Source organism: Streptomyces sp. NPDC101178 (assembly GCF_044767965.1).
In the GTDB taxonomy this organism is placed as follows: Bacteria; Actinomycetota; Actinomycetes; order Streptomycetales; family Streptomycetaceae; genus Streptomyces.
On the sequence record NZ_JBIWOZ010000007.1, the window covers coordinates 455,520 to 470,941 of the forward strand.

General features: G+C 72.9%; 7 protein-coding genes. 2 read left to right on the top strand and 5 right to left on the bottom strand.

From position 1 onward, the window contains the following. Positions 1-102: 102 nt before the first annotated feature. On the bottom strand, positions 103-2,844 hold the full coding sequence (locus ACIRR8_RS22360) for a molybdopterin-dependent oxidoreductase (RefSeq protein ID WP_404067484.1): 2,742 nt from the start codon (positions 2,842-2,844) through the stop codon (positions 103-105). Then, positions 2,841-3,683: an FAD binding domain-containing protein gene (locus ACIRR8_RS22365; RefSeq protein WP_404067487.1), complete on the bottom strand. Its 843-nt coding sequence runs from the start codon at positions 3,681-3,683 to the stop codon at positions 2,841-2,843. The genes ACIRR8_RS22360 and ACIRR8_RS22365 overlap by 4 nt, the downstream gene beginning before the upstream one ends. 204 nt (positions 3,684-3,887) lie before the next feature. Between ACIRR8_RS22365 and ACIRR8_RS22370 the strand changes: the two genes are divergently transcribed. Next, positions 3,888-5,411, top strand: a complete 1,524-nt coding sequence (locus ACIRR8_RS22370; RefSeq protein WP_404067490.1) for a PucR family transcriptional regulator ligand-binding domain-containing protein — start codon at positions 3,888-3,890, stop codon at positions 5,409-5,411. 41 nt (positions 5,412-5,452) lie between these two features. On the opposite strand, the gene ACIRR8_RS22375 is transcribed toward ACIRR8_RS22370, so the two are convergent. Further along, a complete protein-coding gene (locus ACIRR8_RS22375) occupies positions 5,453-6,796 on the bottom strand; it encodes a PLP-dependent aminotransferase family protein (protein ID WP_404067492.1) in 1,344 nt (447 codons plus the stop codon). A 229-nt stretch (positions 6,797-7,025) separates the two neighbouring features. Between ACIRR8_RS22375 and ACIRR8_RS22380 the strand changes: the two genes are divergently transcribed. Then, on the top strand, positions 7,026-7,673 hold the full coding sequence (locus tag ACIRR8_RS22380; protein WP_404067495.1) for a LysE family translocator: 648 nt from the start codon (positions 7,026-7,028) through the stop codon (positions 7,671-7,673). Between the two features lie 219 nt (positions 7,674-7,892). On the opposite strand, the gene ACIRR8_RS22385 is transcribed toward ACIRR8_RS22380, so the two are convergent. Next, positions 7,893-8,654: a thioesterase II family protein gene (locus tag ACIRR8_RS22385; RefSeq protein WP_404067497.1), complete on the bottom strand. Its 762-nt coding sequence runs from the start codon at positions 8,652-8,654 to the stop codon at positions 7,893-7,895. Positions 8,655-8,756: 102 nt separating this feature from the next. Beyond that, positions 8,757-15,248 carry a type I polyketide synthase gene (locus tag ACIRR8_RS22390; protein WP_404067615.1) on the bottom strand — a complete coding sequence of 2,164 codons (6,492 nt, stop codon included), beginning with the start codon at positions 15,246-15,248 and terminating at the stop codon, positions 8,757-8,759. Positions 15,249-15,422: the final 174 nt, after the last annotated feature.

Genomic DNA, 15,422 nt, shown 5'->3' on the forward strand with positions numbered 1-15,422 from the left:
CACTGCTCACCCCCGACCTCCCGCCCCGCTGCGCGACGCCGGACCTGCCGGGGGCGCGGGGGCCGGCCGACCCGTCGGCGCCCCGCCCCCCGGAAGTGATCGTCAGCCCCTCGCAGCCGCGTCCAGCGCCAGCCACACCCGGTCCCGCGTCAGCGGCAGCTCGGTGAACCTGATCCCCGTGGCATCGCGCAGCGCGTTGGCGAAGGCCGGGGCGACCGGGTTGAACGGGCTCTCGCTCATCGACTTGGCGCCCAGCGGGCCGATCGCGTCCGAGGTCTCCATGAAGTGCACCTCGGTACGCGGCACATCGGCGTACTGCGGCAGCCGGTAGCGGCGGAACGCGGCCGTGGTCACCTCGCCGCGCTCGTCGAGCCGTACGTTCTCGAAGAGGGTCGCGCCGAGCGCCTGCGCCACCCCGCCCTCCACCTGCCCCCGGCACTGCATCGGGTTCATCACCTTGCCCGCGTCGGCGGCGTGGACGCTGCGCAGGATGCGGATCTCCCCCGTGCCCGGATCCACCGCCAGCCGGAACCACTGCGCGTTGAACGCCACCGAGCGCGGCGAACCACCCCAGTGCCCGTCCGCCGACAGTTCGCGCCCGGCCGCGCGGGCGGCCTGGAACAGCTCCTTCAGGCTGACCACGCGCCCGGCGCACTCCACCGCGTCCGCCGTCAGCCGGCACTCCCCCGGCGCCGCCGCTCCCAGACACCCCGCCGCGAAATCCAGAAGTTGTACGGCGAGGGCCTCGGCGGCCTTCATCACCGCCTTGCCCGCCACCACCGTCCCCGCCGAACCGAAGGCGCCCGTGTCGTGCCGGACCACGTCCGTGTCCGACTGGCGGATCGCGATCCGGTCGACGGTCGTGGAGAGCGCGCCCGCGGTGATCTGCTGGTGGACGGTGGTCGTACCGTTGCCGAACTCGGCAGTGCCGACGGCGATGTCGTACGTGCCGTCCTGGAGCAACTTCACCGTGGCGTCCGCGAAGTGGCCGCCGGGCGGTCCGGTGGCGATCATCGACATCCCGGTGCCCTGGCCGACGAGCCACCCGTCCGGCACGTCACCCTCGTCCCCGTGCTCCTGGATCGCGTCCCGTACGACCTGGAGGCACTGGTCGAGTCCGTAGCTGGCGATCTCCAGGTCCTCCTCCTCGCCGCCGGGGCTGATCATGTGCTCGCCGGGGCCGATGATGTTCACCTCTCGGAAGACCAGGGGGTCGACGCCCGTGCGCCGGGCCAGTTCGTCCATCACCGACTCGACCGCGAAGACGACCTGGCCGAGGCCGTAGCCGCGAAAGGCGCCCGCCGGAACGGAGTTGGTGTAGACGGAGTAGGCGTTCACCTTCTTGTGCGGGGCGCGGTAGACGGCCATCGACTCGCCGACGCTGTGGAACATCACGGCCGGACCGTGGTTGCCGTACGCGCCCGTGTTGGACACCACCCGCACCTGGAGGGCGGTGAGCGTGCCGTCCGACCGGGCGCCCGCGCGGACGCCGATGGTGAAGGGGTGGCGGGTGGTCGCCCCGTAGAACTGCTCGGCGCGGGTGTACTCCAGCTTGACCGGGCGGCGCAGCCGCATCACGGCGAGCGCCACGATGTCCTCGACGATCATCTCCTGCTTTCCGCCGAAGCCGCCGCCGACCCGGCCCGCCAGCACCCGTACCTGCTTCAACTCCAGGTCGAACAGGGCGCACAGGGCGCGGCGGGTGAGGAAGGGGGTCTGGGTGCTGGAACGCACGGTGAGGCGTTCCTCGCCGTCCTCCCCCCTCTCGTACCAGGCGACCGCTCCGTGTGTCTCCAGGCTGGCGTGCTGGACCCGCTGGGTGCGGAAGGTCTCCTCGTACACGACGTCGGCCTCGGCGAACCCCTCCTCCACCGAGCCGATCTCGCCGTGGACCTCACCGACGACGTTGTTCTCGGGACGGGCGATGCGCGACTCGGGGCCCTTGTCGTGGACGACCGGTGCGCCGGGGGCCATCGCCTCCTCCGGGTCGGTGACGTACGGGAGTTGCTCGTACGTCACCTCGATGCGGCGGCACCCCTCCTCGGCCGCCGCCTCGCTGTCGGCGACCACGGCCGCGACGCGCTGGCCGATGTAGCGGACGGTGTCGTCGAGCAGCCGGGTGTCGTCGGGGTCCTCGGTGGGGTGCTCGTGACGGGCGGTGGAGTAGAGCCGTTCCGGGGCGTCGTGGTGGGTGAGGACCAGGTGGACGCCCGGGACGCGGAGAGCGGCGGCCGTGTCGATGGCAAGGATGCGGGCGTGCGGGTGCGGGGAGCGCAGGAGCTTCATGTGGAGGAGGCCGGGGACGTCGATGTCGAAGGTGTACCGCGCGGTGCCCGTCACCACCTGGGGCCCGGCCGGAGCACCGAGGTTGCGGCCGACGGCCCGTCCGGCGTCCGGCTCCTCGGTGTGCCGTACCCCGCGCACCGCGTCCTCGATGGCCCGGTAGCCGGTGCAGCGGCAGATGTTGCCCTTGAACGCCCGGGGTAGGTCGTCGAGTTGCTCGGCGTCCAGGGCGGCCGTGGTCATCAGGTACCCGGCGGTGCAGAAGCCGCACTGGAACCCCTGCGCGTCCAGGAACTTCCGCTGTACCGGGTGGAGTTCACCGCCCTCGTCCGCCAGCCCCTCCACCGTGGTGACGGCCCGCCCGTTAGCCCGTACGGCGAGGTAGAGGCAGCTGTGCACCGGCTCCCCGTCGACGTGGACCGTGCACGCGCCGCAGTCCCCGGCGTCGCAGCCCTTCTTCACGCCGAACCAGCCGCGTTCGCGGAGATAGGTGCGCAGGCACTGGCCGGCGCGGGGCTCGTCCTGGAAGGGGCGGCCGTTGATGTGGATGCCGTGATTCATGCCGTCTCCCCCGAGGTCGCCGTGGCCCGCGTGCTCAGTTCGCGGCGGATCTCCTCCGCGAAGCGCAACGCCATGTGCCGTCGCCACGCGGGCAGTCCGTGGATGTCGTCGAACCAGTCGTCGGCGCCGATCGTGGAGTCGACCGTGTCGCCCAGCGTGTCCCGGTCCGGGGACAGCGGGAACCAGAAGCGGAACGGCCGGACCGTCGCCGCGCTCACCGTCACGGCCAGCGACCCGTCGACCGGGTCCAGCACCCCGATGACCAGCACCCCCGAGCGCCCGAGCCCGTACAGGGACGCCTGGCGGAACGCCGTACGGGACGCCAGGGCGCGGGCGGGCAGGGTGATCGAGCGCAGGAGTTCGCCCTCGGCGAGGTCCCTGCGGCCCGCGCCGGTGACGAAGTCCGCCACCTTCACGCGGCGCAGCGAGCCGTCCTGGGCGCGGAGCAGGCAGCTGCCGTCCAGGGCGGCGGTGAGCGAGATCATCGGCCCGGCGGGCAGGGCGTTGCAGAGGTTGCCGCCGACGGTCGCCATGTTCCAGATCTTGAACGAGGCGAGGAAGGCCCGGCAGCACTGCTCGACGAGGGGCGCCGCCGGCGCGCGCCAGGTCTTCCCGAACCGGGAGAGCTGAGCGATCGTGCAGGTCGCCGCGAGTTCCAGCGAGCCGTCCGGCAGCTCGCGCACCGGCTCCCAGCCCATCCGGCTCAGGTCCACCAGCCGCCGCAGCCTCGGCTGCGGCTCGGAGAACAGGTAGGTGCCCCCGCTGAGCCAGGCGTCGCCCGGCCGCCAAGGGGCGGGGCTGCGGGCATCTCGCACATCGAGCACCGTGTTGAGGTCCATGCCCGCCAGTGAAGCCGCGCGACAGGGGCCCGCACGACTGGTTCACCGTACGGAAATACACCAGCCCCCAGACGTAACACTGGAGGATCAACCAAGAGGTGTTTGTCTGCTCCAGCCTTGCATTTACGATGCAGTGACTCGCATTGACCTCGTGAATGTGAGATGCCGGGTGTGGTGCCCGGCAGCCCCGCAAGGAGACCGCCCATGCACGTCGAAGACCTCCTCCGGCTGGAGTCCCTGGACCTCACCCTGCTCTGGGGCGGGCCGCCGCTCCTCGCGCGGGAGATCAGCGGGGTGACCGCGACCGATCTGGAGGACCCGGGGCGCTTCCTCCAGCGGGGTGAGATCGTGCTCAGCGGCCTGGTGTGGTGGAGCGCGGCGGACGAGGAGGGGACGGCGGACCGGTTCGTCGCGGCGCTGCGGGATGCCGGTGCGGCCGCGCTGCTGGCGGGCGAGGAGACGCACGGGACGGTACCGGAGGTGCTGGTCGACGCCTGCCGCCGCCACGGGGTCGCGCTCCTCTCGGTGCCGGTGCACACCTCCTTCCGGGCGATCACCGACGCCGTGTACCTGCGGCAGTGGGGTGACCTCAGCCGGCGTCCGGCCGCCGTCCCCTACGCGCTGCCGGAGAACGTACGGGGTGAGCTCAGCCGGCTCCTCGCGGACGGCGCGGCCGCGGACACGCTGCTCGCCCGGGCGGTCGAGCGCCTGGGGACGCCGCCCTGTTACGTGCTCAGCGCCACCGGGCGCACGATCGCCCGTACACCGGGCGCCCGGGCCCTGCCGGCGGCGGAGGCGGCGGGTCGGCTGAAGGGCGCCTTGCGCGTGGACCCGGACGCGTCCCCGTACGGGCAGTGGTTCCTGCATCTGCCGGGGGCGGTGGACGTGCCACCGCGGATGCTGCACGAGATAGCCGAGGTGTTCGCGCAGTACCGGCAGGGGGTGCTGCGACGCGAGGCCGCGGGCGGCGGTCCTGCCATGGAGCTGCTGGGGCTGCTGGACACACCGGGGCCCGGTTCCGGTTCGCGTCCCGCGCCGCTCGCTGCGGCTCTGCGCGGCTGCGGTCTGCCGGAACACGGGCCGTACACGGTGATGGCCATCTCCCTAGGGGCGGCGGCCGGGGACGGCGCGGCGGAGGCGCTGAGGGAGGCGGTGCGCCATCTCGCGGGCCACCGGTCCGTGACGGGGAACCTGGCCGGAGGGCCGGCGGTGGCGGTGATCGCGGCGGATTCCGGCTCGCCCGAGGACGTGGTCCCGGCTCTCAAGCAGCTCTGGCCCACGCTGCACGCCTGCGACGAAGCCGTGCTTCCGTACGGAGGCATCAGCACCACGGCCGTGACGCCGGCGGACCTCACCGGGGCTTTGGTGCAGGCCCGTTACGCGCTGACGGCGGCGGGGCGGGCGGACAGCGCGAACCTCACCGCGATCGACGACCTCACGACCCTGGACGCCCTGCTCGCGGGCGTGCCCACCGACGTACGGACGGCCTTCGGCATCCACGCCCTGGGCCCGCTCGCCGATGCCACGAACCCCTCCCACCGCATGCTCCTGGAGACCCTCGACACCTTCCTGACGCACCACGGGTCCTGGGCGCGGACGTCCGAGGCCCTGCATCTGCACGTCAACACCGTGCACTACCGCATCCAGCGGGTGGAGCTGCTCACCGGCCGCGACCTGGGCCGCCTCGACCACAAGCTGGATCTGAAGGCGGCCCTGCTCTGCCGCTGAGAAGACGCCGGGCACGACGACGGCCCCCCGCCGTCCTGGTCTCAGTCCTGGGCGAGGTCCTCCGGGGCGGACCTCGCGAGGTCGGCCAGGGTCGCGAGCGCCCGGGAGAGGGTGTCCTCGGCGGGCGACGCGAGGCCGAGGCGGATCGCGTGCGAGCCCCGGTGACGGCCGGCGGAGAACGCGGCGGCCGGGGTGACCGCGATGCCGTGCCGCGCCGCGGCGGCCACGAAGGTGTCGGCGCGCCACGGATGCGGCAGCTCCCACCAGCGGTAGTACGACCCCGGCGCGCTACGGGTCACGAAGTCCCCGAGGTGGCGCTGCGCGATCTCCTGCCGCTCCACGGCCTGCCGCTGCTTGGCCCGTACGAGCGTCTCCACGACGCCGTCCGCCTGCCACCGGGCCATCGCCTCCAGCGGGAAACCCATGGGCGTCCAGCCCCCCGAGCGCAGCGCGGCCGCGACCCCGCCCGACGCGGCGGCGGGGGCCACCGCGAAGCCGAGGGAGAGCCCCGGGGACAGCCGCTTGGACAGACTGTCGACGAGGACCGTCCGCTCGGGCGCACGCGACGCGAGGGGCGGCAGATCGTCCCGGAGGAACGCCCAGACGGCGTCCTCGATCGCATGGATACCGCACGTCAGCAGCACATCGGCCAAGCGGTCCAGCCGGCCGGCGGGCATGGTCAGCGACAGCGGATTGTGCAGGACGGGCTGTACGTAGACGGCGTGCAGCGGCCCGGCCCGGTGCGCCTCCTCCACCGCCTCCGGGATCAGCCCGGCCTCGTCCATGGCGAGCGGCACGAGGGTGACGCCGAGCCGGGTGGCGATCGCCTTGAGCACCGGGTACGTCAGCTCCTCGACGCCCAGCCGCGCGCCCGGCCGGGTCACCGCCGCGACGACCGCCGAGATCGCCTGCCGGCCGCTCCCGGCGAACAGGATCCGCGCCGGATCGGGGCGCCAGCCGCCCCGGGCGAGCAGGTCGGCCGCCGCATCGCGGGCGGTGCCGGTACCGGCCGCACCGACCGGGCGCAGTACCGGCTCCAGCCGGCCCGGCCTCAGCAGCTTCCCCAGACCGGCGGCGAGCAGCTTTGCCTGCTCGGGCACCACGGGGTAGTTCAGCTCCAAGTCGACTCTGCTGTCGGCGGGTTCGGACAGTGCGGGCGCCGGGGCCGCCGCGCCTGAAGCATCGCGCACGAACGTCCCCCGCCCCACATGGCCCTCGGTGAAACCCCGGCGTGCGAGCTCCTGATAGACGCGGGTGGCCGTGGAATTGGCGATGCCGTACTGCCGAGCGAATTCCCTCTGGGTGGGCAGCCGTTCACCCGCCCTGAGCCGGCCCGCTCCGATCTCCGCGGCGACCGCGTCGGCGACGCTCCGGTAGTCCTTCACGGGCCTCACCTTCCGCACTCTCTTCGGTCATCGCCCATCGATGTGCCTGGTGGGCATCGAAGCACAACATTGCACCGAGTTCAATCTTTCATATTGAACCGAGCAAAGAAGGGAACTTACACTTCCATTGCACCGATACACGACTCCGTCAGGAGCCCGGAAATTCACCGAGCAGCGCGGAACCGACCGACCGAAGAGCAGTTCTCGAACCGAAGGCGGCGCGCAGCACATGGTTGAGCTGACCGGAGTACTGGGGGTCGCGATGGTCGCCCTGGGGATGGTACTGACCCCCGGCCCGAACATGATCTATCTCGTCTCCCGGAGCATCACCCAGGGACGGCGCGCCGGCGTCGTCTCCCTCGGCGGCGTCGCGGTGGGGTTCCTGGTCTACCTGCTGGCGACCAACCTCGGCCTTTCGGTGGTGTTCACAGCGGTGCCCGAGCTGTACGTCGCGGTGAAGCTGGCCGGGGCGGCGTACCTCGCCCACCTCGCCTGGACCGCCCTGAAGCCCGGGGGCGTCTCCGTCTTCGCCCCCCAGAAGATGCCGCACGACTCGCCGCGCAAGCTGTTCACGATGGGGCTGATGACGAACCTGCTCAACCCGAAGATCGCCATCATGTACCTCTCCCTCATCCCGCAGTTCATCAACCTGGATTCGGGACACGTGCTGTTCCAGGGGTTCGTGCTCGGCTCCGTCCAGATCGCGGTGGCCCTCACGATCAACCTGAGCATCGTCCTGGCCGCCGGATCCATCGCTGTGTTCCTCGCCCGCCGCCCGTCCTGGCTCAAGGTGCAGCGCTACATGATGGGAACGGCCCTCGCCCTGCTGGCCGTCTCGGTCGCGCTGGACACCTCGATGCCCGCCCGTGCGAGCTGATCCCGCGCGGTCATCGCTGTGGGTTGCCCGGCGTGTTCGCGGAGGGAACGGACCCCGGCCTGACCGGTCGAACTCACCCGCCCGGAGGGGTGGCGGCTCTCGGTGCCGCAGGTCGTGAGGCGGGGCCCACGGATGCGGAGAGGCCCCCCGCACCGGGCGGGGGGCCTCTCAGATCTGTTGCTGGATGAGGTAGCCCTGCGGATCGGACAGAGGCGCGGCTCACACCGCGGCGTGAGCCGCCAGGGACGTACGGACCTCGTCCGCGACCTCCGCCACCGCCTCGTCCAGGTAGAAGTGGCCGCCCGGGAACACCCGCATCCGGCTCTCCCGCGTCGAGTGGGCGAGCCAGCCCCGGGCGTCCTCCGTGGGGACCACCGGGTCGGACGCGCCGACCAGGACGGTGAACGGCACGTCGAGGGGCGGGCCGGGGCGCCAGCGGTAGGCGCCGAGCGCGCGGTAGTCGGCGCGCAGGGCGGGCAGTGCCATCTCCAGGAGCTCCGGCTCGTCGAGGATGCCTTGTCCCGTACCCCCCAGCCGGCGTATCGCGGCGAGGAGTTCGGCGTCCCCGTCGATCAGATCACTGCGCAGGGGTTCCGGTGCCGGGGCGCCCCGCCCCGACAGGAAGAGCCGGACGGGCGCGGGTGCCGCCGACCGCGCGAGCAGCCGGGCCGTCTCGTACGCGAGGATCGCGCCCATGCTGTGGCCGAAGAAGGCGTACGGACGGCCGGGGGTGAGGTCGCGCGCCAGCGCGTCGGCGATGGTGCGGGCCAGCGCCGTCAGGTCGGTGGCGGGCTCCTCCTTCCGACGGTCCTGGCGGCCGGGGTACTGGACGGCCAACACGTCCGCATCCGCGGCGAGGGCGCGGGACAGAGCCACGTAGGCGGAGGCGGCACCGCCCGCGTGCGGGAAACAGATGAGTTGCGGCGTCGTGCCGTCACCGGTGCCGGGTGCGGCGAACCGGCGGAACCATACGCTGTCCAAGGTGCGATCCCATCCGGTGGCCGCCCGGCCCTGCGCAGGGCCGGGCGGCCACCTGTCGTCCTGACCTGCTGTCAGGCCGTCGATTCGGTCATGTGGAAGGTGTCAGGAGGAGTGCTGGTCGCGCCGCACGTTCCGGGGGACGTCGCCCGCCGCCGGGAAGAAGTCCGCCTCGACGAAGAACTCGACGTACCGGCGGAACAGGTCGACCGTCATCGGCGGGCAGACCACGCCCGTGTCCGCGAGCGCGCGCTCGGCCACGGAGGTGTCGACCGGCGGATAGAACACGGCGTTGTCGTGGGCCATCATCTCGAACGCCTCGACCAGCGGCAGCATCACGTTGTCGGGGTCCGACCTGATCAGCGAACTCCAGGTGTCCCAGTCGACGTCGTCCAGCCGGTGTCCCTCCGAGCGCAGCTCGGCGATGAAGTCCGCGAAGCTCAGGTGGCTCTGGTTGTAGAGGTGGAAGGTGCCGTCGGCCGTTCCCGGCCGCTGGGACAGTGCGACCACCGCCGCACTGACGTAGTCGACGGGGGTCAGAGGCACCTTTGCCGTCAGTCCGGCCGGTACGGCGCCGGCCTGGAGCAGGCCGCGCAGGCTCAGCCAGACGAAGTCCCGGGTCTGGCAGGCACCGTTGACCTGGTCGCCGGAGATCACGTCCACGCGGTAGACGGAGACCGGAAGGCCGCGGTCGCGGGCGATGCCGATGACCTGCTCGGCCACCCACTTGCTGCGCAGATAGCCGCTCGGCAGCACCTCGGCGGGGCCGGTCGGGTCGTCCACCGCGAGCGGCCTGCCCTGGGCGCGCTCCCCGGCGAAGACGCCGGTGGTGGAAAGGTAGTGGACGGGCACGGTGCGGTGGCGTGCGGCGAGCCGCAGGATCTCCCGGGTGCCGCCGACGTTCGCGTCCTTGAGGGTGCTGAACGGGTGCAGCCAGTGCACGGTCGCGCCCGCGTGGTAGACGACGTCGACGCTGCGAGCCAGGGCGTCGAAGACCTCCTCGCCGAGGCCGAGCCCGGGCTGGGCGAGATCGCCGGGGAGGGCGCGGAGCCGGTCGGGGTCGATGTCGTCCCAGACCCGGTACCACTCCAGGTTCTCGCGCAGCCGCCGCATGCCTTCAGCCTCGTCGGCCGCCCGGACCAGGCAGTGCACCGTGCCGCGGGTCTGCCGCATCACGTCCCGCAGCAGGAAGGCGCCGAGGAATCCGGTCGCGCCCGTCAGCAGGATCTCCGCCGGGTCGTCGACCTGGCGTACGACGTGCTCCGCGGCCCTGATGTCGTCGTCGAGGCGGATCTCGGCCTGGTAGGTCCGGGCGTCCTCGGCGGCCGGGGTGTCGGCCGCCGCCTCGCCGGCCATGGCGGGGCGCAGGTACTCGGCCATGGCGCGCGGGGTGGGGTGGTCGAAGACGACGGTGGCGGGAAGCGGGAGCCCGAGATCGGCGGCGAGCCTGTTGCGCAGTTCGACCGAGGTCAGCGAGTCGAAGCCGAGCTGCGCGAAGGGCTGGTCGGGGCCGATCGAGGACGCTCCGCCGTGACCGAGCACCGCGGCCGAGGCGTCGACGACGACGTCCAGGACGAGGCGCAGCTGCTCGGCGGTGTCCAGTCCTTCCAGCCGCTGGGCCAGAGCGCCCGCCGTGTGGACGGAGTTGTTGGCGGTGCGCCGGGCCGGCCTGCGAACGAGAGCCGCGGCGAGCAGCGGCGCCTGGGCGGGCCGCTCCCGCATGGCGGCGATGTCCAGCGGGGTGATCACCGGTGCGGGGTGCGGCCGGGCCAGCGCGAGGTCGAGCAGGGCCGGGCCCTGCTCGTAGCCGATGGGCCGGAAGCCCGCGCGGGCGATGCGGGCGATGTCACCGGCTCCCAGGGCACCGGTGATACCCGAGGTGACCGGCGGTGTGCCGCCCCCGCCGTCGGCTGCGGGCGCCTGGTCCCACAGGCCCCACGCGGCGGAGACGGCCGGCAGGCCGTGGGCGGCCCGCCGGGCGGCGAGGCCGTCGAGGAAGGCGTTGGCCGCCGCGTAGTTGCCCTGGCCCGCGCCGCCGATGACGCCGGCGATGGAGGAGAAGAGGACGAAGGCCGTCAGGTCCATGTCCTGGGTCAGCTCATGGAGGTTCCACGCGGCATCGGCCTTGGGCCGCAGGACGGCGGAGAGGCGCTCGGGCGTCAGGTCGGACACGAGGCCGTCGTCGATGACACCGGCCGTGTGCACCACGCCCGTCAGCGGGTGCGCGGCGGGGATGCGGTGGAGTACGGCGGCCAGCTCGTCGCGGTCGGCCGCGTCGCAGGCAGCGATGGTGACCGTCGCTCCCAAGGCGGCCAGCTCCTCCCGCAGGGCCTCGGCGCCGGGCGCGTGCGGGCCGCGGCGGCTGAGCAGCAGGAGGTGTCCGACGCCGTGTTCGCGTACGAGGTGGCGGGCGAACAGGCTGCCGAGGCTGCCGGTACCACCGGTGATCAGGACAGTGCCCTCGGGCGTCCACGCTCCGGCCGGGCGCGCGTCCGGTGCGGCGGGTCCGGTGCGGCGCAGGCGCGGCAGGAGGACCTTTCCGTCACGCATCGCCGCCTGGGCCTCGCCCGATGCGAGGAGGGCGGGGAGCACGGCGTCCAGTTCCGCCGCCACCCTGTCGGCCGGGGCGTCGGGGTCGGTGTCCACGAGGACGATCCTGCCGGGCGCTTCGGACTGGGCCGAGCGCACCAGCCCCCATTCGGCGGTGGCGGCGGGATCGACGGTCCGGTCGCCGCCGGCCGCGACGGCGCCACGGGTCACCACGACCAGCGGAGCCGTGTCGCCGTCCGGCTCGGCCAGGTGCGCGCGCACCCGTTCCAAGGTGGCGTGCAGTCGGGTGTGCAGAGAGCTCGGCACCTCCCCGGCGGGGCCGCTGCGCCATACGGGAAGCGCGTCGGCCCGGGTGCCGGGATCGAGGCCGGGCAGCTGTGCGGGGCGCCAGTCGACGTGGAACAGCGCGTCCGCGTCCCGGGAGCGGGCGGCCTCGGCCTCGTGGCGGGTCACGGCGCGCCCCGTCACGGCGCGGGCCTCCGCGACGGGGCGGCCGGACCGGTCCTCCAGACGCAGGCTGACGGTGGAGTCCCCCGTCGTACGGGCGTGTACGCGCAGGGCGGTCGCCCCCGTCGCGTACAGCGTGAACTCCTGCCAGGCCACCGGGATCCGTGCCTCGCCGGAGATGTCGTCGGCGATCCGGGCCGCACGCAGGGCGGCCCTCAGCAGCAGGGGGTGTACGCCGAGCCCGTCGGCCTCGCCGTGCAGTGCGGGGTCGAGTTCGATGTCGGCGACGACCTCGTCACCGTTGCGCCAGGCCGCTGTGATGCCGTCCTTCCTGTGCTCGGCGCCGAGCGGTAGGGCCGACGCGTCGGCGGTCTGCCAGTCGGCCGGCCGCACCGCCGGGGAGGACCGGCAGCTGGTCAGCCGGCCGCTCGCGTGGACCGTCCAGGGCACGTCGGCTCCGGCGGGACGCCCGTGCAGGGTGAAGAGGCGGCTCCCGTCCTCGGCGGGCGCGTCGAGGGCCAGTTGGATCTGGAGGCTCCCGTCGTCGGGCAGAGCGGCCGGGGTCTCCAGGGTGAGCCGGTCCAGGACACTGGTCCCGAGGTCGTCGCCGGCCCGGACGACCAGGTCCACGATCGCCTCCGCGGGCAGCACCGGCACCCCGTGGACCGTATGGCGGGCGAGCCAGGGGTGGCTGCGCAGCGATGCCCTGCCGGTGAACAGCGCGCTGTCGGAGGAGGCGAGTTGCGCCTGCGCCGCCAGCAGGGGGTGCGGGCCGTCCTGGAGACCGAGGCCGGAGGCGTCCAGGGCCGTGCCGGTGGGCGCCAGCCAGAAGCGTTCGCGCTGGAAGGCGTAGCCGGGGAGCTCGACGCGGCGGGCGCCGGTGGCGCCGAAGCAGGCCTGCCAGTCGACGGCCACGCCGCGTAGGTGCAGGGCGCCGAGCGCCTCGACCAGCGACTTCGGCTCGTCCCGGTCGCGACGGAGCGCGGCCACGGTGCCGACCGCGTCGGGTTCGGCCCGGCCCTGCGCGACGAGGGCTGTGAGCACGGCGTCGGGGCCGAGCTCCAGGAAGGTGGTGACGCCTTCGGCGTCCAGGGTCGCCACAGCCTCGGTGAACCGGACGGTGCGCCGGATCTGCTCGACCCAGTAGTCGGGCGAGGTGAGCTCCTCGGTGGTGGCGAGCCTGCCGGTGACCGTGGAGACCAGGTCGATCTGCGGGGCCCGGTAGGTCACCTCCTTGGCCACGGTGCGGAAGTCGTCGAGCACCCCGTCCATGTGCGCCGAGTGGAAGGCGTGGCTGACGGCCAGACGCCGGGTCTTGCGGCCCCGCTCCCGCCATCCTTCGGCGATCCGGGCCACGGCCTCCGCGTCGCCGGATATCACGGTGGACATGGGGGCGTTGAGCCCGGCGACGGAGACGGCGTCGCCGAGTCCGTGCAGCGATTCGAGGATCTCGGTGCCGGAAGCCTGAACGGCGACCATCGCTCCGCCGGGCCGCGCGGCCTGCATCCACTGGCCGCGCGCCGCCACCAGCCGGCAGGCGTCGGCCAGTCCGAACACTCCCGCCACGTGGGCCGCGGCCAGCTCTCCGACGGAGTGCCCGGCCACATGGTCCGGCCGGATGCCCCACGCCTCGAACTGGCGGAAGAGGGCCACTTCCACGGCGAACAGCGCAGGCTGGGTGTAGCAGGTCCGGTCGAGCTCGGCGGCGTCCGCGATCACGTCGGCGAGCGACCGGTCCAGATAAGGGGCGAAGGCCTCGGCGATCTCGTCGAAGGCGGCGGCGTAGACGGGGAACGCCGCGTACAGCTCACGGCCCATGGCGACACGCTGTGCTCCCTGACCGGTGAACAGGAAGGCGGTCCTGCCCCGTGCCGGTGATCCCGTCCGCAGTGATGGGTGGGACTCGCCTGCCGCGAGCGCCTTCACCCCGTCGAGCAGTTCGCCGCTGTCGCCGCCGGTGATCACGGCGCGGTGCTCGAAAGCCGCACGCCCGGTCGCCAGCGAGTACGCGACGTCCAGGGCCTGCGGCGTGCCGCCGGTGGAGGCCCCGGCGTGCTGGAGGTGGGTCAGCAGCCGCTGCGCCTGGGCCCGGAGTGCCTCGGGCGACTTCCCCGAGAGCAGCCACGGGACGAGCGGCAGCGCCTTGACCTCGGGTGCGGCCCCGGCCGGCTCCGGGTCCGCTGCGGCCTGCGGTGCCTGTTCCACGATGACGTGCGCGTTCGTCCCGCTCACGCCGAAGGCCGACACCCCGGCCCTGCGGGGCCGGCCGGTCTCGGGCCAGGGCCTGGCCTCGGTCAGCAGCTCGACGGCGCCCGCGTCCCAGTCGACGTGCCCGGTCGGCTCGTCGACGTGCAGCGTCCTGGGCAGTTCGCCGTGGCGTATCGCCTGAATCATCTTGATCACGCCGCCGACGCCCGCGGCCGCGACCGAGTGTCCGATGTTCGACTTCAAGGAGCCGAGATACAGGGGCCGTTCGGCAGGGCGGTCCTGGCCGTAGGTGGCGAGCAGCGCCTGCGCCTCGATCGGGTCGCCGAGCCTGGTGCCGGTGCCGTGCGCCTCGACCGCGTCCACGTCGGCCGTGGACAGGCCAGCCCCGGCCAGCGCCTGGCGGATCACCCTCTCCTGCGACGGGCCGTTCGGGGCGGTCAAGCCGTTGGACGCGCCGTCCTGGTTCACGGCCGTGCCGCGTATCACCGCGAGGACCTGGTGCCCGTTGCGCACCGCGTCCGAGAGGCGCTCCACCACGACGAGGCCGACGCCCTCGCTCCATCCGGTCCCGTCCGCCGCGGCGGCGAAGGACTTGCAGCGGCCGTCCGCGGAGAGGCCGCGCTGCCGGGAGAAGTCCACGAAACCGCTCGGCGAGCCGGACACCGTCACACCGCCCGCGAGTGCGAGCGTCGACTCGCCGGACCGGAGGGACTGCACGGCCATGTGCAGGGCCACGAGCGACGAGGAGCACGCGGTGTCCAGCGAGACGGCGGGGCCCTCGAAGCCGAAGGTGTAGGCGACGCGCCCGGAGGCGACGCTGCTGAGCTTGCTCGTCATCAGGTACCCCTCCAGCTCTTCGGGGCCCTCACGGTCGAGGTAGCTCTGCTCCACGATGCCGGCGAAGACGCCGGTGCGGCTGCCGGTCAGCGTCGCGGGGTCGATCCCGGCGCTCTCCAGCGCCTCCCACGCGGTCTCCAGGAGCAGGCGCTGCTGCGGGTCCATACCCAGCGCCTCGCGCGGGGAGATGCCGAAGAACGCGGCGTCGAAGTCGGCCGCGTCGTGCAGGAATCCGCCCTCGCGGGTGTACGACGTGCCGGGGGTGCCGGGCTCCGGATGATAGAGGCCGTCGATGTCCCAGCCGCGGTCGGTGGGCCACGGGGTGATGCCGTCGACACCGTCCTTGACGAGCTGCCACAGGTCGTCCGGCGACTGCACGCCGCCGGGGAACCGGCATGCCATGCCGACGACGGCTATGGGCTCGGTCCGGGCGCTCTTGAGTTCACTGATCCGCTGCTTCGCCTTCCGCAGATCGACGGTGAGGCGTTTCAGGTAGTCGACCAGCTTCGCCTCGTCGGGCTGCTGGGGCTTTGCGGGGTGATCAGCCTTGTTCACCATGCCGGTTCAGTCTCTCCTCGGTACAGGCGGTGTGCACGGGGACAACTGCCCTTTGGGGTATCCGGATTCGCCAACGGCACGTCGTGAACCGGTGTTCTGCACTTTTCGAAATGCGACCGTACAGGCGGCCGACCGCGCCGGCGCCAGCGCTCGATCACGGACCGGTAATCC

Bases quoted from the DNA above. Each gene is read 5' to 3' on its own strand.
- ACIRR8_RS22360 (WP_404067484.1), bottom strand. From the start codon at position 2,844: ATGAATCACGGCATCCACATCAACGGCCGCCCCTTCCAGGACGAGCCC.
- ACIRR8_RS22380 (WP_404067495.1), top strand. From the start codon at position 7,026: ATGGTTGAGCTGACCGGAGTACTGGGGGTCGCGATGGTCGCCCTGGGG.
- ACIRR8_RS22365 (WP_404067487.1), bottom strand. From the start codon at position 3,683: ATGGACCTCAACACGGTGCTCGATGTGCGAGATGCCCGCAGCCCCGCC.
- ACIRR8_RS22370 (WP_404067490.1), top strand. From the start codon at position 3,888: ATGCACGTCGAAGACCTCCTCCGGCTGGAGTCCCTGGACCTCACCCTG.